The organism is Burkholderia sp. Ac-20344 (assembly GCF_017104975.1).
Lineage (GTDB): Bacteria > Pseudomonadota > Gammaproteobacteria > Burkholderiales > Burkholderiaceae > Burkholderia.
In genome coordinates, this window is sequence record NZ_JAAGPP010000063.1 from 25,212 (window position 1) to 47,692 (window position 22,481).

18 protein-coding genes are annotated in these 22,481 nt (G+C 68.8%); 10 read left to right on the plus strand and 8 right to left on the minus strand.

Going from position 1 to position 22,481, the window contains the following annotated elements; all coding sequences use genetic code 11:
* The first annotated feature begins 54 nt into the window (after window positions 1-54).
* From G3N64_RS20255 to G3N64_RS20265, 3 genes are all read left to right on the plus strand, one after another.
* Window positions 55-945: an EamA family transporter gene (locus G3N64_RS20255; protein WP_205785518.1), complete on the plus strand. Its 891-nt coding sequence runs from the start codon at window positions 55-57 to the stop codon at window positions 943-945.
* Window positions 946-1,087: 142 nt separating this feature from the next.
* Window positions 1,088-1,759 (plus strand): hypothetical protein, encoded by a 672-nt coding sequence (locus G3N64_RS20260; protein ID WP_205785519.1) that lies wholly within the window; start codon window positions 1,088-1,090, stop codon window positions 1,757-1,759.
* A gap of 10 nt (window positions 1,760-1,769) precedes the next feature.
* Entirely contained in the window at window positions 1,770-2,366 is a 597-nt protein-coding gene (locus G3N64_RS20265; RefSeq protein ID WP_089445028.1) for an RES family NAD+ phosphorylase, read from the plus strand.
* Between the two features lie 80 nt (window positions 2,367-2,446).
* Here G3N64_RS20265 and G3N64_RS20270 read toward each other — a convergent pair whose 3' ends face one another.
* The gene (locus G3N64_RS20270; protein WP_205785520.1) at window positions 2,447-3,661 is read right to left on the minus strand and encodes an MFS transporter; all 1,215 of its coding nucleotides are present in this window, start codon (window positions 3,659-3,661) and stop codon (window positions 2,447-2,449) included.
* Window positions 3,662-4,004: 343 nt separating this feature from the next.
* Between G3N64_RS20270 and xdhA the strand changes: the two genes are divergently transcribed.
* The 4 genes from xdhA (at window position 4,005) to G3N64_RS20290 (ending at window position 9,270) form a co-directional block, all read left to right on the plus strand.
* The gene (gene xdhA / locus G3N64_RS20275; protein ID WP_205785521.1) at window positions 4,005-5,564 is read left to right on the plus strand and encodes a xanthine dehydrogenase small subunit; all 1,560 of its coding nucleotides are present in this window, start codon (window positions 4,005-4,007) and stop codon (window positions 5,562-5,564) included.
* A gap of 18 nt (window positions 5,565-5,582) precedes the next feature.
* Window positions 5,583-7,946: a xanthine dehydrogenase molybdopterin binding subunit gene (gene xdhB / locus G3N64_RS20280; protein WP_205785522.1), complete on the plus strand. Its 2,364-nt coding sequence runs from the start codon at window positions 5,583-5,585 to the stop codon at window positions 7,944-7,946.
* Window positions 7,947-8,162: 216 nt separating this feature from the next.
* Window positions 8,163-8,780, plus strand: coding sequence for a xanthine dehydrogenase accessory protein XdhC (gene xdhC, locus G3N64_RS20285; protein WP_205785523.1), 618 nt, complete (start codon window positions 8,163-8,165; stop codon window positions 8,778-8,780).
* Between the two features lie 88 nt (window positions 8,781-8,868).
* Window positions 8,869-9,270 (plus strand): polyketide cyclase, encoded by a 402-nt coding sequence (locus G3N64_RS20290; RefSeq protein WP_205785524.1) that lies wholly within the window; start codon window positions 8,869-8,871, stop codon window positions 9,268-9,270.
* 28 nt (window positions 9,271-9,298) lie between these two features.
* Here the strand turns inward: G3N64_RS20290 and G3N64_RS20295 are convergent, their stop codons facing one another.
* From G3N64_RS20295 to G3N64_RS20305, 3 genes are all read right to left on the minus strand, one after another.
* The gene (locus tag G3N64_RS20295) at window positions 9,299-10,246 is read right to left on the minus strand and encodes a LysR family transcriptional regulator (RefSeq protein ID WP_205785525.1); all 948 of its coding nucleotides are present in this window, start codon (window positions 10,244-10,246) and stop codon (window positions 9,299-9,301) included.
* 68 nt (window positions 10,247-10,314) lie between these two features.
* Window positions 10,315-10,953 (minus strand): 2-hydroxychromene-2-carboxylate isomerase, encoded by a 639-nt coding sequence (locus tag G3N64_RS20300; protein ID WP_205785526.1) that lies wholly within the window; start codon window positions 10,951-10,953, stop codon window positions 10,315-10,317.
* Window positions 10,954-11,046: 93 nt separating this feature from the next.
* The gene (locus G3N64_RS20305) at window positions 11,047-12,489 is read right to left on the minus strand and encodes a TAXI family TRAP transporter solute-binding subunit (RefSeq protein WP_241021115.1); all 1,443 of its coding nucleotides are present in this window, start codon (window positions 12,487-12,489) and stop codon (window positions 11,047-11,049) included.
* A gap of 437 nt (window positions 12,490-12,926) precedes the next feature.
* Here G3N64_RS20305 and G3N64_RS20310 point away from each other — a divergent pair, with 437 nt between their 5' ends.
* From G3N64_RS20310 to G3N64_RS20320, 3 genes are all read left to right on the plus strand, one after another.
* Window positions 12,927-13,292, plus strand: coding sequence for a BON domain-containing protein (locus G3N64_RS20310; protein WP_039361202.1), 366 nt, complete (start codon window positions 12,927-12,929; stop codon window positions 13,290-13,292).
* A 136-nt stretch (window positions 13,293-13,428) separates the two neighbouring features.
* A complete protein-coding gene (locus tag G3N64_RS20315; protein WP_205785527.1) occupies window positions 13,429-15,519 on the plus strand; it encodes a D-(-)-3-hydroxybutyrate oligomer hydrolase in 2,091 nt (696 codons plus the stop codon).
* Window positions 15,520-16,132: 613 nt separating this feature from the next.
* The gene (locus G3N64_RS20320; protein WP_205785528.1) at window positions 16,133-17,968 is read left to right on the plus strand and encodes a peptidase S1; all 1,836 of its coding nucleotides are present in this window, start codon (window positions 16,133-16,135) and stop codon (window positions 17,966-17,968) included.
* A 158-nt stretch (window positions 17,969-18,126) separates the two neighbouring features.
* On the opposite strand, the gene G3N64_RS20325 is transcribed toward G3N64_RS20320, so the two are convergent.
* The 4 genes from G3N64_RS20325 to G3N64_RS20340 form a co-directional block, all read right to left on the minus strand.
* Window positions 18,127-18,915 carry a sulfite exporter TauE/SafE family protein gene (locus tag G3N64_RS20325; protein ID WP_085039590.1) on the minus strand — a complete coding sequence of 263 codons (789 nt, stop codon included), beginning with the start codon at window positions 18,913-18,915 and terminating at the stop codon, window positions 18,127-18,129.
* Window positions 18,916-19,245: 330 nt separating this feature from the next.
* Window positions 19,246-20,685 (minus strand): DHA2 family efflux MFS transporter permease subunit, encoded by a 1,440-nt coding sequence (locus tag G3N64_RS20330; RefSeq protein WP_205785529.1) that lies wholly within the window; start codon window positions 20,683-20,685, stop codon window positions 19,246-19,248.
* A 136-nt stretch (window positions 20,686-20,821) separates the two neighbouring features.
* Entirely contained in the window at window positions 20,822-21,553 is a 732-nt protein-coding gene (locus G3N64_RS20335; RefSeq protein WP_205785530.1) for a DsbA family oxidoreductase, read from the minus strand.
* A 209-nt stretch (window positions 21,554-21,762) separates the two neighbouring features.
* Window positions 21,763-22,481: PAS domain-containing protein (locus tag G3N64_RS20340; protein WP_277399122.1), on the minus strand; the 719-nt coding region annotated here is incomplete at its 5' end.

Consider the following 22,481-nt stretch of genomic DNA (forward strand, 5'->3'; position numbering starts at 1 on the left):
CCGCGCGGCGGCATAGTCGGAATCCCGATTCACCCGATTTTCCGGATTGCCGCCATGAACCTGTCGCTTTATTTCGTCACCGTGCTGATCTGGGGCACCACCTGGATCGCGATCAAGTGGCAGCTCGGCTCGGTGCCGCCGCCCGTGTCGATCGCATGGCGCTTCTGGCTTGCGGCCGCCGTGCTGTTCGCGCTGCTGCGCGTGATGCGCCGGCCGGTGCGCCCGCCGCGCGAAGCATGGCGCTTTCTCCTGGCGCAGGGCTTCGCGCTGTTCTGCCTGAACTTCCTGTGCTTCTACTACGCGGAGCAGGTCGTGCCGAGCGGCCTTGTCGCGGTGATCTTCTCGACCGCGCCGCTGTTGAACTCGATCAACGGCCGGCTGTTCATGGGCCGTCCGCTGCGGCCGTCGGCGATCGCCGGCGCGCTGCTCGGGCTGGCCGGCATCGCGTGCCTGTTCTGGCAGCAGATGGCCGGCCATCTCGACGACCAAGCGACCTGGACCGGGCTCGCGATCGCGTTCGCGGGCACGATGTGCTTCTCGGCCGGCAACCTGCTGTCGAGCCGGATGCAGTCGATGGGGCTGCACCCGCTCGTGACCAACGGCTGGGCGATGCTGATCGGCGCAACGATCCTGACCGTCGGCAGCGCAGTGGCCGGCTTGCCGTTCACGCTCGATACGAGCCCGCGCTATCTCGGCGCGCTGGTCTACCTGGCCGTGCCCGGCTCGGTGATCGGCTTTACCGCGTACCTGACCCTCGTCGGCCGGATCGGGCCGGAGCGAGCCGCGTACTGCACGGTGCTGTTCCCGATCGTCGCGCTTGCCGTATCGACGGTGTTCGAGGGCTACCAGTGGTCGCCGCTCGCGGTGGTGGGGCTGCTGCTGGTGGTGGCCGGCAACCTGGTCGCGTTCGACCTGACGCGGCGGTTGTTTTTGCGGACGGCCTGACCGGAAGGCGGTTGTCTGCGGGGGCCCGATGCATCGGTCGTCCGCCCGGTGCTGGCAGTCTTGGGTACGCAGAAAAGTTGACGCGGTTGACTTGGTTGCGCGGCTGACCTATCCTTGATCCTGATCGTGAAAGGAGGCGATGATGGGTCGGCATGCGCAAGCGCTCGAGGGCGCCGATGTCATCCTCGATGTGGATACCGAAGTGGCGCTGCGCTGCGCCGTCGGCGCAGCGACCATGCTCGGGCCGGACAAGGCACGCGCATTGCTCGAGCTGTCCGACGCGCAACTGGGCCATCTGTTCAAGGTCGGTATCGCTCAGGTCATCGATCTTGCCGGTGTCGTCACTTTCGGGATCGCCGCCGCGGCGACCCGCGACAGGAAAGCGCCCGGCCGCGCGAAGCCGAATCCGAAGCCGGCCGCGTACGAGGGGGCAGTGCTTTCCGAGGTCGAGCGGATTGCGTTGTCCGAGCGGCAGGCGCTGGTTGCCGCCGGCAGGTTGTTGCCGGCCGCCGAACTCTGGGCGGGGCTGGGCATTAGCCGGCAGGCGCTCAACAAGGCGCTCGTGTCGGGGCGCATCTTCACGGTGGACGTCGGGGCCGCGCAATACTATCCGGCCTTCTATCTGGCAGGCGACGTCGATCGCAAGACGCTGGCCAAGGTGACGCAGCAACTGGGCAGCCTGCCGGGCTGGAGCAAGTGGCAGTTTTTTACGACGCCGAAGGCTTCGCTCGGTAACGTCACGCCGCTGAAAGCATTGTCGCAAGGGCAGGTCGAGCGGGTGGAGCGCGCGGCGGCAGCCTTCGCGGAACGCTAGGAGCGCGCGGTTGACGCTGGCGGCGCCGGGTAGGCATTTCGCGCATGCAACGCTGACGACGAAAGAAGTCGCGCCTGCCACGCTGCTCCGTATTTCACGCTACGACACCGGCGAGCCCTACTTCGGCAGGTCGGGTGGCAACCGGTTCGACGATCCGCGCAAGCGGGGCAGGTTCGGCACCTGCTATTTCGGCTTCGACCTGCATTGCGCGTTTGCCGAGACGGTGCTGCACGACGAAGTCGCGGATCTCGAACTCGGCGGGTTCCCGCTCGTGACGGCGGAGTTGGAGCGCTACGTGCTGTCCTTTACGGGTTCGCCACTGAACGTGGCCGTCCTGCACGGTCTGCCGCTGAAGAATCTTGGCGGAGACGGGTCGCTGTCGACTGTCGTGCCCTACGACATCCCGCAACAATGGTCCGCCGCCGTGCACCGGCACGACCAGCGGGTCGACGGCTTCCTGTACATGTCGAGGCACCTCAACACGTCGGAAGCGCTTGTCCTGTTCGATCGCGCCGCGTTCAAGCTTGAACGCGCGGCTGCAGTGCCGTTTCGCCATCATCCGGAAGCCGCCCGCGTGCTGCGGGAATTCAACGTTCTGCCGCGCTAGTCTGCGCCGCAGCGGCCGGCGGATGGCTGATGTACCCGCCCTTTGCGCCCGGCGGGCTGAGCCCGCCGAACCTTGCTCCGTCAGGCCGCCGCGCCGCTTCCCGCGACCCGCGCTTGCCGCTGGTACAGCACCATCGACAGCGCGACACCCGCGGCAGCTGCCATCGCCGCGAACAGGAACACCTGCGGATAGCCGAACGCGCCCGCGACGTAGCCGGCGAGCGGGCCCGTGATGCCGAGCGACAGGTCGAGGAACACCGAGTACGCGGACAGCGCCGCGCCGCGGCTCGCGGGCGGCACGAGCGCGACGGCCTCGACGCCGAGCGCCGGGAAGATCAGCGCGAAGCCGAAGCCCGTCAGCGCGGCGCCGACGAGCGCGACGTGCGGCACGGGCGCGAGCCACAGCAGCACGAGGCCCGAGCATTCGAACGCGAACGACACGATCGCGACGCGGAAGCCGCCGTAGGTCTTGATCGTGTTCGCGAACAGCAGGCGCGCACCGATGAACAGCGTGCCGAACACGGTCAGCGACAGCGCGGCGTTCGGCCAGTGGCGCGCCGCGTAGTACAGCGTGACGAAGGTCGCGATCGAGCCGAAGCCGGCCGAGCCGAGCGCGAGGCCGAGACCGTGCGGCAGCACGCGCGTGAATACGCTCGCATACGACATCCGCTCGCCGTGCACGAGCGGCACGGAAGCGATCAGGCGCGCGAGGTAGAAGCCGGTCGCGGCCAGCGCGATCACGATCACGCCGATCAGCGCCGGATTCAGCGTGTGCGCGATCGCGACGCCGACCGGCGCGCCGAGCGCGAGCGCGCCGTAGGTCGCGATGCCGTTCCACGAGATCACCTTCGCGTTGTGCGCGACGCCGACCCGGCCGATGCCCCACAGGATCGCGCCGGTACCGCACAGGCTCTCGCCGACGCCGAGCACGAGCCGGCTCGCGACCAGCAGCACGAGGCTCGCGACCGGCCAGTGCGCGAGCAGCAGCGCGACGAGCAGCAGCACGCCCGACACGCCGCAACCGACCAGCCCGCGCAGCACCGTCTGCTTCGGGCCGAGCGTATCGGCGAGGCGCCCGGCGAGCGGCCGCGACGCGAGCGTCGCGAAATACTGGACGCTGATCGCGCCGCCCGCGACGATCGCGGAAAAGCCGAGGTCGTCATGGACGAAGCCCGGCAGCACCGCGAGCGGCAGGCCGATGGTCAGGTAGCAGATGAACGTGAAGCAGACGACGGACACGATTTGCAGCGTGACCGCGAACCCGCTGCGCGGCGGTGTGGCGGAATCGGTTGACATGGGGTCGGAACGAAAGGGCGAAACGTGACGAAACGGACGGCGGCGAAAAATGGAATCGGGATTTTCCCATGGAACCGGTTTTCACGCAGGTACCATTTAGTTAATCGCGACCTGTTTTCGAGGATGACAGACGGTTGCCGGGGCGTGGGGAAGGGGCGGGGAGCACCGTGCGGAAAGGCCGCCGGGCGGCCGCCGCGCTCATATCGCGGCAGTTATATGGGCCGCATGCGTGATGGGCTATGGGTTGCGAAATTTGATGGTGATAGCGTGCAAACTGTCAGATAAACGTCGGTCGAGCGTACTGCGCAGGCCGCCTTGCCCCCATTTGAAGAACCATCGACACATGAGTGAGCCGATCCGCTTCTACCATCGTCACGCGATCCGCGAAGTCAGCGGCGCGGACGTTACCCGAACCGTGCTGCAATACCTGCGCGAGGACGCGCATTGCACCGGCACCAAGGAAGGCTGCGCGGAAGGCGACTGCGGCGCGTGCACGGTCGTCGTCGGCGAGCTGACCGACGCCGGCGCGGTCGAGTTCAAGGCCGTCAACGCATGCATCCAGTTCCTGCCGACGCTGGACGGCAAGGCGCTGCTGACGGTCGAGGACCTGCGCCAGCCGGACGGCACGCTGCATCCGGTGCAGCAGGCGATGGTCGACTGCCACGGTTCGCAATGCGGGTTCTGCACGCCCGGCTTCGTGATGTCGATGTGGGCGCTGTACGAGAAGCACGGCCACGAAGGCTGCGCCGGCGCGTGCGCGAAGGCGAAGGACGTGCCGACGCGGACCGAGATCGCTGATGCGTTGACGGGCAACCTGTGCCGCTGCACCGGCTATCGCCCGATCGTCGATGCGGCCGTGCAGATGTTCGACGCGGCCGGCGAAGGTACACCGGCGCCGTCGGCGCCGGTCGACACGGCCGCGCTGGCCCGCACGCTCGCGTCGCTCAAGCGCGACGAGACGTTCGACTACACGACGCTCGACGGCGCGCGCTTCGCGGCGCCGCGCACGCTCGACGCGCTGGCCGCGCTGAAGGTCGAGCGCCCGGACGCGCTGCTCCTTGCTGGCAGTACCGACATGGGCCTGTGGGTCACCAAGCAGATGCGCCGTCTCGACGACCTGATCTACGTCGGCCAGATCGCCGAACTGCAGCAGGTCGTGCACGGCGACGACTGGATCGAGATCGGCGCGGGCGTGACGGTCGAGAACGGGTATGCGGCACTCGCCGGCACCTATCCGGAACTGACCGAGATGTGGAAGCGCTTCGCGTCGCTGCCGATCCGCAACGCGGGGACGATCGGCGGCAACGTCGCGAACGGCTCGCCGATCGGCGATTCGATGCCGGGCCTGATCGCGCTCGGCGCGCGGGTCGTGCTGCGCGGCGGCGACACGGTGCGCGAGTTGCCGCTCGAGGCGCTGTACACGGGTTACCAGCAGAAGGACATGGCGCCGCACGAATTCGTCGTCGGCCTGAAGGTGCCGACCCGCACCGGCGCGCGCGAGAAGTTGCAGTTCCGCACGTACAAGCTGTCGAAGCGGTTCGACTCCGACATCTCGGCCGTGTGCGCGGCGTTCGCGTTCATCGCGGACGGCGACACGATCCGCGAGCCGCGCATCGCGTTCGGCGGGATGGCCGCGACGCCGAAGCGCGCGACCCACACGGAAGCCGTGCTCGATGGCGCGCAGTGGCACGAAGCCACCGCGCAGGCCGCGATGCAGGCGCTCGAGCGCGACTACCAGCCGCTTACCGACATGCGTGCGACGAGCGCGTATCGCCTCGATACCGCGAAGAACCTGATATATCGATTCTGGCTGGAGACGCGCCCGCACGACCCGCTGCCGCCGCAAGCCCTGAATGTGCGTGAAGTGGCCGCCGAATCCGGCACCGACGCGGCGCGCGTCTGAAGACGGAGAACACCGAACATGAACCAGCAAGCAGAACCGTTCCTGAGCACCCTCGACCCGCAAGCCGATGCCGCGCAGGTCCACGTATCGCGCGCGCACGAATCGGCGCACCTGCACGTCAGCGGGCGTGCCACCTATACCGACGACATCCCGATCGTCGCGGGCACGCTGCACGCGGCGCTCGGGTTGTCGGCGAAGCCGCACGCGAAGATCGTGTCGATGAACTTCGACGCGGTGCGCGCGACGCCGGGCGTGGTCGCCGTGTTTACGGCCGACGACATCCCGGGCGTCAACGATTGCGGCCCGATCATCCACGACGACCCGGTGCTCGCGAAGGGCATCGTGCAGTTCGTCGGCCAGCCGATGTTCATCGTCGTCGCGACGTCGCATGAAACCGCGCGGCTCGCTGCGCGCCGCGCACAGGTCGACTACGAGGAGCTGCCGGCGATCCTCACCGCGCAGGAAGCGCGCGCGGCCGAAACCTACGTGATCCCGCCGCTGAAGCTCGCGCGCGGCGACGCGGCCGCACGGCTCGCCGTCGCGCCGCACCGCGAGTCGGGCGAAATGCTGCTCGGCGGCCAGGAGCAGTTCTACCTCGAAGGGCAGATCGCATACGCGGTGCCGAAGGACGACGACGGAATGCACGTGTACTGCTCGACGCAGCACCCGAGCGAGATGCAGCACCTCGTCGCGCACGTGCTCGGCGTCGCGTCGCACAACGTGCTCGTCGAATGCCGCCGGATGGGCGGCGGGTTCGGCGGCAAGGAATCGCAGTCGGGCCTGTTCGCATGCTGCGCGGCGCTCGCCGCATGGAAGCTGCTGTGCCCGGTGAAGCTGCGTCCGGACCGCGACGACGACATGATGATCACCGGCAAGCGGCACGACTTCCATTACCGCTTCGACGTCGGCTACGACGACGACGGCCGCATCGACGGCGTGGCGCTCGACATGACGTCGCGCTGCGGCTTCTCGGCCGACCTGTCGGGCCCGGTGATGACGCGCGCGGTATGCCACTTCGACAACGCGTACTGGCTGGGCGACGTGAGCATCGCCGGCTACTGCGGCAAGACCAACACGCAGTCGAACACCGCGTTCCGCGGCTTCGGCGGCCCGCAGGGCGCGTTTGCGATCGAATACATCCTCGACGACGTCGCGCGCGCGCTCGATCGCGATCCGCTCGACGTCCGCTATGCGAACCTGTACGGCAAGACCGAGCGCAACGTCACGCCGTACGGGCAGACGGTCGAGGACAACGTGCTGCAGGAACTGCTCGGCGAACTCGAGGCGACGAGCGACTACCGTGCGCGGCGCGCGGGCGTGCGCGAATTCAACGTACGCAACACGGTGTTGAAGAAGGGCATCGCGCTCACGCCGGTGAAGTTCGGCATCGCGTTCAACGTCACGCACTTCAACCAGGCCGGCGCGCTGGTGCATATCTACACCGACGGTTCGGTGCTCGTGAACCACGGCGGCACGGAGATGGGGCAGGGGCTCAACACGAAGGTCGCGCAGGTCGTCGCGCACGAGCTCGGCATTCGCTTCGGCCGGATCCGCGTGACGGCGACCGACACCAGCAAGGTCGCGAACACGTCCGCGACGGCTGCGTCGACGGGCTCGGACCTGAACGGCAAGGCCGCGCAGGATGCGGCGCGCCAGTTGCGCGAGCGGCTCGCGGTGTTCGCGGCGAAGCAGTTCGGCGACGGCACGGTCGACGCGGCGGACGTGAAGTTCGGCAACGACGTCGTGTGGGTCGGCGGCAACGGCGTGCCGTTCGGCGAAGTGATCGCGAAGGCGTACCTCGCGCGCGTGCAGCTGTGGTCCGACGGTTTCTACGCGACGCCGAAGCTGTACTGGGATCAGTCGAAGCTGCAGGGCCGGCCGTTCTACTACTACTCGTACGGCGCGGCCGTGTCGGAAGTCGTGATCGACACGCTGACGGGCGAGATGCGCACGCTGCGCGTCGATGCGCTGCACGACGTGGGTGCGTCGCTGAACCCGGCGCTCGACATCGGCCAGGTCGAAGGCGCGTTCATCCAGGGGATGGGCTGGCTGACGACCGAGGAGCTGTGGTGGAACAAGGGCGGCAAGCTGATGACGCACGCGCCGTCCACGTACAAGATCCCGACGGTGAACGACACGCCGCCCGAATTCAACGTGCGGCTGTTCGAGAACCGCAACGTCGAGGACAGCATCCACCGTTCGAAGGCCGTCGGCGAGCCGCCGCTGCTGCTGCCGTTCTCGGTGTTCTTCGCGGTGCGCGATGCGGTGGCCGCGGTCGGCGACTACAAGGTGAACCCGCCGCTCGACGCGCCGGCGACCGGCGAATCGATCCTGCGTGCGGTCAGCGCGGTGCGTGCGGCGCGCGCCGCGCAGGCAGTCTGAGATGAAACGGCCCCCACGCGCTCTTCGTTCGCTGTCGACCGGAGTGGGCGCTTCAGCGCTTACTTCGGTCCCATGCACGGCTGCCCCCCACGGGGGCGGTCAGCCTCCTTGGGGCGGCCCGGCGGAGACTGACATGAACGGCCCCCACGCTCACTGCGTTCGCTGCCCCCCCACGGGGGCGGTCAGCCTCCTTGGGGCGGCCCGGCGGAGACTGACATGAACGGCCCCGCCCGCTCGCTCCGCACCGCGTCGACCCCGGCGTTCGCGCCGGGCACCGGCCAGCGCAACCGCGCGACCGGCACGCCGGCGCCGATGCACATCGTGCTGTTCGGCGCCGGGCACGTCGGTCACGCGCTCGTCACGCTGCTCGGCGCACTGCCGTGCGTCGTGCAGTGGGTCGACACGCGCGACGAGCTGTTCCCGGACGAATGTCCGCCGAACGTGCAGCCGGAGCCCACCGACACGCCGGAGGCCGTCGTCGACGCGGCGCCGCCCGGCGCGTACTTCCTCGTGATGACGCACAACCACGCGCTCGACTTCTCGCTCGCCGCGCAGATCATGCGGCGGCGCGACTACGCGTACTTCGGGATGATCGGCTCGCGCACCAAGCGCGTGAAGTTCGAGCGCCGGCTCGCCGCGCGCGGCGTCGATCCGGCGCGGCTCGTGGAGATGGTGTGCCCGATCGGCATCGCGGGCATCGTCGACAAGGCGCCGGGCGCGATCGCGGTGGCCGTGTGCGCGGAGCTGCTGCAGGCGCGCTCGGGCATGCCGGTGGCCGACGCGAAGGCGGCCGCGGCCGGGCGTGCGCGCGACGACGTGTCCTGCGCGCGGTAGCGCCGCGCGGCCAGCGCATGGCCGCGCGTTTTTGCATACACTGCACGACGACGCGCGGCATCGGGCCGCGCCTTACCGTGCATGTGCCATGTCCGATCACCAGGTTTATCTCGACACGCTCGATGCGAGCCTCGTCGCCATCGAGCGCTGGCTGTCCGGCGTCGATACCGCGCCCGCGGCGCTCGACGCGTTGCTCGCCGCGTTTTCCGCCGAATTCACGATGATCCTGACCGACGGCCGCGTAGTCGATCATGACGGTACGCGCGCGCTGTTCGCGAAGCTCGCCGGCGCGAAGCCGGGGCTGCGCATCACGCTGTCGGGCACCCGCGTGCTCGCGGCCGACGCGTCGCATGCGACGGTCACCTATCTGGAAGCGCAGCACGCGGCCTCGGGCGAACTGCCCGCGCGCCGCGCAACCGCCGTGTTCGAACGCGACGCGGCGGGCGTCGTGCGCTGGACCCATCTGCAGGAAACCTTCTGCACGGGCTGAGCGGCCGCGCCGCGTTGCGTGCAGCGACTCAGCGCTTGCGGCCGCGGGCGACCGTCAGCTCGTCGGACACGCTCTGCATCAGCGCGCACAGCCACGCGATGTCGGTCGGGCGGTCGGGCTGCGGATGGGTGAGCAGGTAGCTCTTGATGCGCGGAAACGGCACGGGCGGCGTGACGACGACGAGCGGCAGCAACTGCGCATAATGCGTCGCGAAGCGGCGCGTCGTCGTGAAGATCAGGTCCGACTGCAGCAGCACCTGCGGCACGATCCCGAAGTACGGCAGCGTCGTCACGATGCGCCGCGTGAGGCGCGCGCGGGCAAGGCCGATCTCGATCGCGTTGCGCTTGTCGCCGGTGTACGGCGTCGGCGCGACGTGCGCGGCCGACGCGTACGCTTCGCGCGTGAGCGGCTCGTGCGCGAGCGGGTGCGCATCGCGCATCAGGCACACGATCGTATCGGAGAACAGGTCCTGGCGCGCGAAGTGCGGGTCGGGCTTCGGCCAGTTGCCGATCACGAGGTCGAGCGCGCCCGATTCGAGCGCGCCTGCGTGATCGAGTGCGGGATTCAGCGAATCGATTTCCAGATGGGCATGCGGCGCCGCATCGCGAAAGCGCTCGATCAGCGTCGGCATGAAGAAATCGTTCAGGTAATCGGGCGCGGCGACGCGGAACGTGCGCCGTGCGGACGACGGATCGAAGTCGCCGTGCGGCGTCGCGATGAAGTCGACCTCGCGCAGCGCGCGCTGTGCGGCTTCGAGCAGCGACGCGCCGTATTCGGTCGGCACCATCCCGGATTTGCCGCGCACGAGGATCGGGTCGTTCAGCGTCTCGCGCAGCTTGCGCAGCGCGGTGCTGATCGCGGGCTGGGTCTGGTTCAGCCGCAGCGCGGCCTGCGTGACGCTGCGCTCGAGCAGCAGCGTGCGCAACACGCGCACGAGCCAGATATCGAGCGAGGCGGTACGGTCGTCGTCTTCCATCGGTTGGGGGGATTCGGGTGAAGCGTAACCTTACCGCAGCCACACGTTGGCGTGCGTGATACCGGCCATCACGCACGGCCCTTCGGCAGCGTGCTGATCCGCTTGACCTCGCGCGATTCGAGCCAGTTCGGCGTGCGCGCGCAGTACAGCACCATCGGCAGCGCGTCCTCGCCCCAGAACAGCTGCTGGTTCATCCAGAACGTCGGTACGCCGAACACGCCGAGCGCGATCGCGTCGTCGGTGTTGCGGCGCAACTGTGCGCTCGTCTCCTCGAATTCGATCAGTTCGTCGCCGTGCCCGACGCCGACGCGTTCGCACAGCGCGGCAAACCCGTCCGGCGTCGACGGATCGTTGCCGTCGTGCCAGATGAAGCGGAACATTTCCAGCACGGTCGCGATGTCGGCGCGCAGCGCGATCGCGAGGCGCAACACCTTGTCGGAATCGAACGGATGGGCGGGCGGCATCTTGAACCGGATACCGAGCTGCTCGGCGCGAAACAGCGCGTGACGGTACGTGAACACGCGCTTGGCCGGCACGTCGGCGCTCGAGCGTTGCCCCCAGTGGCGCTGCAGGTCGGGCAGCGACACCGCGACGGGTTCGAACGGCACGTCCGGCCATTTGTCGAGCTGTTCGAGCAACAGGTAGGAGAACGGCGACACGAAGTCGTAGAACCAGGCGGGTTGGGCAGTGTCGAGGCCGGTTGTCATGGCGATCTCCAGAGGGTAGGGCGTGCGGGCCTGGTGGCGGCCTTCATGTTACGCGGTGGCGCGCGCATGCGGCAATGATCGCGGATCGTCCGCTCACGCGGAACCGGGAGTCGCCCGAGGGGGCGTGCCGGCCGGCGGTGCGGCCTCGGCACGTGTCTGCGGCGGTCCGCCGGCGCCCGGCGGGCTGGCCGGCGTGTCATGGTCGTGCGCGGTGAGCCGTTCGCGCACGAAGCCGATGTGCTCGCGCAGCACGTAGAACTGCCCGGCATAGGCCAGCGGCATCTTCATCCGGTTCACGGCTTCCTCGATGTCGTCGAGCTCGTCGAGCAACTGCACGCGCTCCGCGGCCGTGTGCTCGCCGAGCGCGCGGCGTTCGAGCGCGATCAGCGCGCCGTACCAGCGGTAGATGCGCGAGCGCACGCGCCAGCCGTACAGCGACGGCACGAGCCGCAGCCCGGGGATCAGCACGACGATCAGCGGCACGACCACCACGAGCAGCCGGTCGACGAGGCTCGCGACCCAGAACGGCAGCCGCCGGTACAGGAAGGTCTTGCCCGATTTGTAGTAGCGCGCCGCGTCGTCGGACAGCGGGAAACCGCGCGTGACGGGCGACGGGAATTCGCCCGCGTGCTGCAGGATCGTCGCGTGGCCGTGCACCTCGCGTGCGGCCTCGATCAGCAGGTCGGACAGCGCGGGGTGCAGCGAGTCGCGTGCGACGAGTTCGATGGTCGGCGCGACCGTGTGGATGTCGGCGGGCGGCAGGTTGCGGCCGAGATCGTAGACGCCCATCGGCAGCGTGATCGCGGTCAGGTACGGAAAGCGCCGCGCGTACGCCTCGGCCTGCGTGAACGAATAGACGTGCACGCCCGGTGCGCGGAACAGCTTCGCCATCACCGGGATCTGCGTCGAGTCGCCGGACAGGAAGGCCGCGTCGATCTTGCCGTCGAGCAGCGCGGTGGCCGCATCCTCGCCGGCGGTCGGCAGCAGCTCGGTGGAGCCGCCCGGCACGATGCCGTTCATCTTCAGCAACGCGAGGCTCAGCTCGCGCGCGCCGCTGCCTTCGGCGCCGAGCGCGAGCCGCTTGCCCTTGAAGTCGGACAGGCGCGCGACGACCGGCCCGCGGTACATGATCGCGAGCGGCACGTAGCCGATGCTGCCGAGCGACACGAGGTGTTCGTCGCGCTCCTTCGGGCCGATGCCGCTCTGCACGAAGCCGACGTCGACCGGCGCGTTCGGGTTCGACAGCCGCGCGAGGTTCTGGGCGGACCCTTCGGACGACTGGACGTCGAGCGTGACGCCGTTCTTCGCGAGGATCGTCTTGTATTTCTGCGCGGCGTTCCAGTACGTGCTGCCGGGCGGCCCGGACGAGATCACGAGCGTGGACGGCGGCGCCGGCTGGATCAGCTTGACCGCGAGCCAGACGGCCGCGACGGCGAGCAGCACGGTGGGGCCGATCGACAGCGCGAGGTCGCGCCACGACACCGCGACGAAGCGGGCGAGGATGCGGCGGGGCGGGCGAGGGCGGACTGGCTTCATGGGGGCGGCGGATGACGCTGGCGTGACGTATCGGTGACGGCCGGACGGTTGTCGTGGACGATGCCGATGCTCGCGGCGATGGTACCCGGTTTCGCCGTGCGTGCGCGAGTGGGGGGCTTGGCGCGGCACGGCGGCGACAGTGGCGGGCGGCCCCGCGTCAAAAGCTTTGCGCTTCCGCGGGCGCTGGATTACATTGTGCGACGCAGCCGCGCCCGATTCGCGCGCGACCCGGCACACAAAGAGACCGGGCGCGTCCGGCCGGCGGCTGTCCGGCCCGGCCGGCCCGCTCTCGCGTGCGCCGACCGCCAGCCCGTCTCGCCTCTCTCGTATCGCCGTGGAAAACACCGGCTGTCCCGCCCGTTCGCGCGCGGGCCGGCTGTTTTTGGGGGTATCCGGCCGTACTGTGCACGGCCGTTCCGGAGTGATAAGGAGATAGCATGAAGTCGATCGTGTTGAGAGCGTTGGGCGTCGCCGCCGTGGCGGCCTGTCTGTCGGGCAGCGTGTATGCGCAGTCGAGCGATGCAGCGGCAACGGAAGCGCCCGCGGCTGCGACCAGCGCGCCGAAGGCCGCCGCGAAAACCGCGAAGAAGGCGAACCGCAAGCTGGGCTATGCGGTGCGCAAGGCCATTACGAAGGCCGGCGGCATCGACGTGGCGAACATCGTCGTGCGTTCGAAGGGCGGCGCGATCACGCTGGAGGGCACGGTGCCAGACCAGGCTCAGATCGACAAGGCGGAAGAGGCGGCGAAGGGCGTGCAGGGCGTGACGTCGGTCAGCAACAAGCTGACGGTCCAGCAGCAGTAACGCCGGGCGGCGGCGCGCGAGCGCCGCGTGCGCCCGTTTTCAGGCGGGCCCCGGCGTGCCGGGGCCCGTTTGCACTTGAGAGGCCGCAAGCCGCACGAAGCGGCGGCGGACCGATAACGATATCGAGAGGGCGGCGATGACGAGGCTCGGGTGGGGCAGGCGGATGGTTTTCGGCGCGGCGCTGACCGCGGTCACGATACTCGGCGCCTGCAACGGCGACGATTCGGCCGAGCGCAACCGGTTGCCCGGTTTCGTGTCCGGCAGCGTGCGCACGACGGCCTATGACGGCGCGAGCGACGATCTGCTGACGGCCGGCCTCGGCAAGACGGGCCTTGGCTTGGCGACCGCTCCCGGCTTCGCGAATGCCGCCCGGCCGACGAGCGCCGAGCTGCGCCGCCTCGCGATCTGGTCGAACTACCGCGCGATCGTCGACATGAGCGCGAACGGCGGCTACGGCCGCTTCTGGGGGCCGAACGTCGACCTCGACGGCAACGACACGCTCGGCGAAGGCAAGATCCCCGGCACCGAATATCTCGCGTATTCCGACGACGGCAGCGGCAGCAAGAACGTCACGCTGCTCGTGCAGGTGCCCGCCAGCTTCAATCCCGCGCAGCCGTGCATCGTCACCGCGACGTCGTCGGGCTCGCGCGGCGTGTACGGCGCGATTTCCGCGGCCGGCGAATGGGCGCTCAAGCGCGGCTGCGCGGTTGCCTACAACGACAAGGGCGGCGGCAACGGCGCGCACGAACTCGGTTCCGATACCGTCACGCTGATCGACGGCACGCTCGCCAACGCGGTGCTGGCCGGCACCGCGAGCCTGTTCACCGCGAACGTCACCAGCGGCGATCTCGCCGCGTTCAATTCGCGCTTCCCGAACCGCTATGCGTTCAAGCACGCGCATTCGCAGCAGAATCCCGAGCAGGACTGGGGGCGCGTGACGCTGCAGTCGGTCGAGTTCGCATACTGGGCGCTCAACGAGCAGTTCGGACCGTTGATCGACGGTTCGCATCACGGCGTGCGCTATCGCGCGGGCGACATCACGACGATCGCCGCGTCGGTCAGCAATGGCGGCGGCGCGTCGCTCGCGGCAGCCGAGCAGGACAACCGCCACTGGATCACCGCGGTCGTGGTCGGCGAGCCGCAGATCAACGTGCGGATGGCGCCGAATGCGGTCGTGCGCTCGGGCGGCCAGCCCGTGCCGTCGTTCGGCCGGCCGCTGGCCGACTACGCGACGCTCGCGAACCTGCTGGAGCCGTGCGCGGCCGCATCGGCGTCGCTCGCCGGCGCGCCATACCTGAGCGCGCTGCCGCTGGCGACCACGCAGTCGATCCGCACGCAGCGCTGCGCGACGCTCGCCGCGGCCGGGCTCGTGTCGGGTGCCGATACGCAAAGCCAGGCCGCCGACGCGCTCGAGCAGCTCCACGCGGCCGGCTACCTCGCCGATTCCGACCTGCTGCAGGCGCCGATGTGGGATTCGCAGGCGATTCCGGCGATCGCGGTCACGTATGCGAACGCGTACACGCGCTCGCGCGTCACCGACAACCTGTGCAATTTCAGTTTCGCGACGACCAACCCGGCGACGGGCGCCGTCGCCGCGCCCGCCGCGTCGCCGATGCCGGCCGTGTTCGGCGTCGGCAACGGCGTGCCGCCGACGGCCGGCATCAACCTCGTGTTCAACACGGGCGCGGGCGTCGACCACCGGCTCGCGACGCCCGATGCGAGCTTCGCGGGCGCGCTGTGCCTGCGCCAGCTCTGGACGAACGGGATGCTCGGGATGCCCGCGAACGTCGACGCGGTGCGTGTGAACGCGAACCTGCAGGGCAAGCCGGCGATCATCGTGCAGGGCCGCAGCGACGCGCTCGTGCCCGTGAACCACGCATCGCGCGCGTACGTCGCGCAGAACGGCATCAGCGAAGGCGGGCGCAGCCAGCTCGTGTTCTACGAGGTGACGAACGGCCAGCACTTCGACGCGTTCCTGCCGGTGCCGGGCTTCGACACGCGCTTCGTGCCGGTTCACTACTACAACCTGCAGGCGCTGAACCTGATGTGGCGGCACCTGAAGAACGGCGCGCCGTTGCCGCCGTCGCAGGTGATCCGCACGGTGCCGCGCGGCGGCACGCCGGGCGCCGCGCCCGCGCTGACGAGCGCGAACCTGCCGCCGATCTCGGCCGCGCCGGGCGCGAATGCGATCACGACCGGCGCCGGCGCGATCGACGTGCCGCTCTGACGGCGCCCGCCGCGTCGCCCTCACGAAGCCGGACAGACGTCCGGCTTTTTCTTTGGGGGGCGTGGAATCGGTCCCGGGCCGCCTTTTATTCGAATGGCGATCGCCGTAACAAATTGTTACTTTACGGCGGTAAATCAGAACTCTAATATGCGCCGGTATTTTCAATTAATTTAATAAATTACAGATACGAGATATTCCTTTCCGTTTAGTTAATCGAGTCTTTCGATTTTATTAAATCGGCTCGAGTTGCGGTTGATCGCTGCTTCGCGATTAATCGGCATCTCGCCGAGGGGGATCGTTCGTCCTTTTGAAGCGAGGCGTCCTTGCCGGTTGGGCCTTGCGGGGCATGTTTTTGCCGTCGATTTTGTGCGTATGAAAATTCGAGGAATGAATTCGTATTGCTGCGGATTATTGAATTGTCGTTCGCAATGAGGTTGATTTCATTGTGCGGTCGCAAAAAGATATGGGTGGGGTAAATCGTGCCGGTCGGTATTCGCCGATCCGGTAAAAAACTCGGAGTGCGTCGCATAACGAATGCATTCCTGGTGCGGAGCGCCGGCGCAAATGATCCTTTGCAACCGGCGGTATTTATCGTTCTGTTCGAGAGGCAATAATGACGACACGGAAGTCCTTGAAAGACGGTTTCGCGCTATTCGGAACGACACTGGGCATGCCGCTCGCCGCAGCCGCGGCCGCAGCACTGCTCGTCACGGGGTGCGGCGGCGACGACGGGCCGAGCCCGGCCGCTTCGGCCGCCGCCGCGGCCGCGACGTCCAGCGGCAGCACATCGGCCAGCACCAGCGCAACGGCCGCCGCCGCGGCCGACCAGCCGTACGTCGACACCGACGTGTACGGCACCGGGCCGAACGACGCGGTCACGGATTCCACGGAAGGGGCGGCCGTCGTGCACCGTGCAGTGACGATCGGCGGCAAGAGTATCAAGTACACGGCCACCACGGGCCACCTGACGACGATCGATCCGGTCACGTCGGCGCCGAACGCGAAGATGTTCTACGTCGCGTACACGCAGGACAATCCGGATCCGTCGAAGCCGCGCCCGGTCACGTTCTTCTACAACGGCGGCCCCGGTTCGTCGTCGGTCTACCTGCTGCTCGGCTCGTACGGGCCGAAGCGCCTGCAGTCGTCGTTCCCGAACTTCACGCCGCCTGCGCCGTACAAGCTGCTCGACAACCCGGACAGCCTGCTCGACCGCACCGACCTCGTGTTCATCAACCCGGTCGGCACCGGTTACTCGGCGGCGATCGCCCCGGCGAAGAACAAGGACTTCTGGGGTACCGACCAGGACGCCCGCTCGATCGACCGCTTCATCCAGCGCTACCTGACCAAGTACTCGCGCTGGAATTCGCCGAAGTTCCTGTACGGCGAGTCGTACGGCACCGCGCGCAGCGCCGTCGTATCGTGGGTGCTGCATGAGGACGGCATCGACCTGAACGGGATCACGCTGCAGTCGTCGATCCTCGACTACGCAAATGCGCTGTCCGCGCCGGGCACGTTCCCGACGCTCGCGGCCGATGCGTTCTACTGGAAGAAGACGACGCTCAACCCGACGCCGACCGACCTCGACGCGTACATGGTCCAGGCCCGCAACTACGCGGACAACACGCTTGCGCCGCTTGCCCAGAAGCCGAACCCGCAGGACGGCGGCTTCGTGAACGTGCGGCTGAACCTGAACCTGCAGACCGCGCAGCAGATGGGGGCGTACATCGGCACGGATCCGACGTCGCTGATCCAGACGTTCGGCAACCCGGCCGCGCTCGGCAATGTGCCGTCGTCGGACGACAACCCGCCGTACACGTTTTTCCTGACACTCGTGCCGGGCACGCAGATCGGCCAGTACGACGGCCGCGCGAACTTCACGGGCAAGGGCATCGCGCCGTACATCCTGCCGAACTCGGGCAGCAACGATCCGTCGATCACGAACGTCGGCGGCGCGTACACGGTGCTGTGGAACAGCTACATCAACACCGACCTCAAGTACACGTCGACGTCGTCGTTCGTGGACCTGAACGACCAGGTCTTCAACAACTGGGACTTCAGCCACACGGATCCGACCGGCGCGAACAAGGGCGGCGGCAACACGCTGTACACGGCCGGCGACCTGGCGTCGACGATGAGCGTGAACCCGGACCTGAAGGTGCTGTCGGCAAACGGCTATTTCGACGCCGTCACGCCGTTCCACCAGACGGAGCTGACGCTCGCGCAGATGCCGCTCGACCCGACGCTCAAGGCGCAGAACCTGACGATCAAGAACTACCCGTCGGGCCACATGATCTACCTGAACGACGCGTCGCGGACCGCGCTGAAGGGCGACCTCGCCAACTTCTACGACGGCATCCTCGCGAACCGCACCGCACTGCAGCGGGTGCTGAAGCTGCAGGCGCGCACGCAGCAGCTCAAGCAGCAGAAACTGCAGCAGCAGGGGCAGTAAGCGGCGTGGGCGGCTTGCGCCGCCCCGGATGGACGACAGCCCGATCGGCGCAGGCCGGTCGGGCTGTTTTTCATTGCGGGCGGGCGATGGGCCGGCGCGTCATGCGCCGGCCGGGAAAGAGCGTAACGCCGTCGAAGGCAGGGCGGTCGCGCCGCGTGCTACGCCAGCACGAGCCGCACGCCGACCGCGACGAGCGTCGCGGCGAGCAGGTTGCGCAGCAGCCGCTCAGGCGCGCGCGCCGACAGCAGGCTGCCGAGCACGATGCCGGGCAGCGAGCCGAGCAGCAGCGACAGCAGCATCGACCAGTCGACCGAGCCGAGCAGCCAGTGGCCCATGCCCGCGACGAGCGTGAGCGGCACCGCGTGCGCGATGTCGGAGCCGACGATGCGGGTCGTCGCGAGCATCGGATACAGCAGCAGGAGCACGGTCACGCCGATCGCGCCGGCGCCGACCGACGTCATCGATACGAGCACGCCGAGCACGGCGCCCGTCAGCACGGTCGACCACAGCGTGCGCGCAGGGCTCGGCGCGAGCGGGTTGCGCGCGGCGAACGCGGTGAGCTGCGGCCGGAAGATCAGCGCGAGCGACGTGAGCAGCAGCGCGACGCCGAGCACGAGCTGGATCATCCGCGCGGTGCCCGGCGTATTCATCCCGTGCGTATGCAGCCACCACAGCGTGACGGCCGCGGCCGGGACGCTGCCCGCCGCGAGCCGGCCCGTGATGCGCCAGTCGATCGAACCCTTCAGGCCGTGGACGAGCGTGCCGGTGGCCTTGGTCGCGGCCGCGTACAGCAGGTCGGTGCCGACCGCCGTTGCGGGGTGGACGCCGAACAGCAGCACGAGGATCGGCGTCATCAACGAACCACCGCCGACGCCCGTCAGGCCGACGAGGATGCCGACGAACAGGCCGGACAACGAGTACAGCAGATCGATATGGGGAAGCGACATCGGAAGCAGGCGGTTGTGCGGCGACGGTTATGCGGCGTTAGGCGGCGGCGCGTGGCCGCGGCGCGCGCGTCAAAGTCCGCCATTGTCGCAAAAGTGGCGCGTCGTTGTACGACTGCGTTAAAAATCGGTCGCGAAAAACCGGGCGGCGGGCAACCCGGCGGCAGCAAAACGGGCGTTTGAGCGGGATGGGGCGCGGTGGCGGCCCGAACGCGGCGGTCGGCCCGACAGGCCCGGCGAAGCGGGCGCGCGTGCCGGGCCCAGCGGATATATAAAGGGCACGATGGTGCGCGCCCCGGTGCGATGGCGGCGCTGGACGCCGCCGGCCCGCGGTCAGTGCATAGCGGGGCCGACGCCTTCGACCGCACCCTGACGCCGGATGCGCAGCGCGAGGCCGATCAGTGCGGCGGCGGCAGCGAATGCCGCGCCGAACGCGAAGGCCGCATGGTAGCCGCCGTTCAGCGCGTCGCGCGGCGCGGCGTTCGCTGCCGCGAGCGCGTCGGTGCGGGCGCCCGCGAGGCTCGCGAGCACGGCGAGGCCGAGCGCGCCGCCCATCATGAACGCGGTGTTGACGATCCCCGACGCGAGCCCGGAATCGGCCGGATCGACGTCGTTCATCGCGGCGAGCAGCATCGGGTTGAACGCGACGCCCGCGCCGATGCCGAGCAGCGTCATGCCGGGCAGCACGTGCCAGACGAAGCCGCCGTCGACCGGCGCGCGCGAGAACAGCGCGAGGCCGCAGGCGGCGATCAGCAGGCCGGCCGCGATCGGGCCGCGGATCCCGAAGCGCATCACGATGCGCGCGGACAGCCCGAGCGAGAACGCGGCCATGATCAGGTTCGCCGGCAGGAACGCGAGGCCGACCTGCAGCGGCCCGTAGCCGAGCACGCGCTGCATGTACAGCGCGGACAGGAAGAACCACGCGAACATCGCGGCCGCCCACAGCACGCCGATCACGTTCGCGAGCGCGACGTTGCGTGCGGCGAACAGCGTGAGCGGCATCAGCGGGTGCGCGGCGCGTGCCTCGATCGCGATGAACAGCGCGAGCAGCGCGATGGCCGCGCCGATCAGCGCGACGGTCTGCGTCGACAGCCAGCCGGCCTCGTTGCCGCCGACGATCCCGTAGACGGCCAGCATCAGCGATGCGGTCACGGTGATCGCGCCCGCGACGTCGAGCCGCGCGGTGCCGGCCGGCGCGCGCAGGCGCGGCAGCAGCGCGACGCACATCGCATAGACCGCGATGCCGATCGGCAGGTTGACGAGGAAGATCCAGTGCCACGACAGCGAGCTCGTCAGCAGCCCGCCGAGCAGCACGCCGATGCTGCCGCCGCCCGCGCAGACGAAGCCGTACACGCCCATCGCGCGGGCGCGTTCGCCGGGCTCGGTGAAGAGATTCATGATCAGCGACAGCGACACGGCCGATACGATTGCGCCGCCGAGCCCCTGCACCGCGCGCGCGGCGATCAGCATCGTCTGCGATTGTGCGAGGCCGCACGCGAGCGACGCGAGCGTGAAGACGACGAGGCCGGCGAGGAACATGCGCCGCTGGCCGTACAGGTCGCCGAGCCGACCGCCGAGCAGCAGGCAGCCGCCGAACGTCAGCAGGTACGCGTTGACGACCCACACGAGGGCCGTCTCGGTGAACTGGAGGTCGGTGCTGATCGACGGCAGCGCAACGTTCACGATCGTGCTGTCGAGCACGATCATCAGCACGCCGAGGCAGAGGACGATCAGCGCGTACCAGCGCTTCTCGCCGTGGATCCCGTGGGTCATGGGCTTGCAGCCTTCTGATAGTTATTTGAAAGGATGCATTGTAGACCCCGTCCGCGCGGGCTTCCTGCCGGTTTGTGGCAGCAGCGAAGCGTAGTCGCGCGCCCGGGCGGGAGGCGCGCGATGGATGCCACGGGCGTTACGCGCGCGCCGGCAGTTCGCAGCCGTCGGGGCCGCAGGCGGCCGCATCGCTGCCATCGAGTTCGACGATGCCGTCGCGCCATGCCTGGTCGAGCGCCTGCGCGAACGCGTCGGCCGGCTGCGCGCCCGACACCGCGTAGCGGCCGCCGAACACGAACAGCGGCACGCCGCGCCCGCCGATCTGTGCGGCGCGGGCGGCGTCGGCTTCGACTTCGTCGCGGTACGAGTCGCTGCGCAGCACGGCTTCGACGGCCGAGCGCTCGAGCCCGGCCTCGACCGCGAATTCGGTCAGCGCGGCGTGATCGAACAGCGAGCCGTGCTCGCAGAAGTACGCGCGGTACAGCCGCTCGGTCAGCGCGTGCGCGCGGCCCGTCGTTTCCGCGAGCTTCACGAGCCGGTGGCCGTCGAGCGTGTCGCCGACGAGCGTGCCGGGCAGGTCGTAGCGCAGCCCGACGCTCGCGGCCGCGTCGGTCACCTGGCGCAGCATCTGCTCGACCTGCGCGGGCGACATCCGGTACTTGCCGGCGAGCATCGCCTCGACCGGCTCGACGGGCTGGCCGGGCATCAGCCGGTACGCGCGCAGCGCGACGTCGACGCGGTCCGCGTGCGCGAACGCGGCGAGCGCCTCGTCGAAGCGGCGCTTGCCGATCCAGCACCACGGGCAGATCAGGTCGGACCAGATTTCGACGGTCAGGGTCGGGCGGGCAGTCGGGGCGGGAGCGGTCGTCATGGGCGGTTCCGGGCAGGAAAAAAGTGTAACCGGGACTATATCATTTTGTGCTTCGACGCTTCGTCTGGGCCGGGCGGCCGTGTGAAACGGGCGTCCGGCGTATCACGAAGCATAGACACGGAAGCAGCGTCCCGATAGCGATTGCCGATGCCGGCCGGCGCCGCCGCGCTTCCCGGCGAATCGGCGAACCGACTCGCGGGCGGGTTCGCTTACGCGTCGCCCTGCGTTTCCTTCAGGTGCTTGAGGTGCTTGTAGACCGTCGCGCGGCCCATCCCGAGCACGTTCGCGACGTAGTTCGCCGCGCTCTTGCCGCGAAACGCACCCTCCGCGTGAAGCGCTTCGACGAGCTCGCGTCGGTGCTCGCGCGTGAGCCCGTTCAGCCCGACCTGCCGCTCGCGCAGCCAGCCGTGCAGGAACGTGTTGATGCGCTCCTGCCAGTCGTCGCGGAACAGCTCGTCCGGCTGCGCGACGACGCCTGCCCCCTTGATGAACAGGTCGAGCGTCGCGCGCACCTCGTCGAACACCGCGATGTTGAAGTTGATGCACATCATCCCGGCCGGGCGGCCTTCGTCGTCGAACAGCACGTTGCTCACGCAGCGCATCCGCCGGCCGTCCCAGTTCAGCTTCTCGTACGGGCCGATCACGCGCTCGCGCGCGGAATGATCGATTTCCTCGAGCGCGGAATCGTCGCCGACCTCGCGCTTCGACAGGTTGTTCGCGAGATACAGCACGGTCTGGTCGTGCAGGTCGTGGATCACGACTTCCGCATACGGGAAGAACAGCGCGGCGATACCGTCGGCGATCGGCGCATAGCGGGTGAGCAGCAGGTCTTTGACGGGGGATTTCTTCTTGCGCATCGGTGTCGCCATCTCGGGTGGGCGGGGGCCGGGCGGCGCATCGGGCCGGGCCGGCGGCGTGCCAGTGGCCG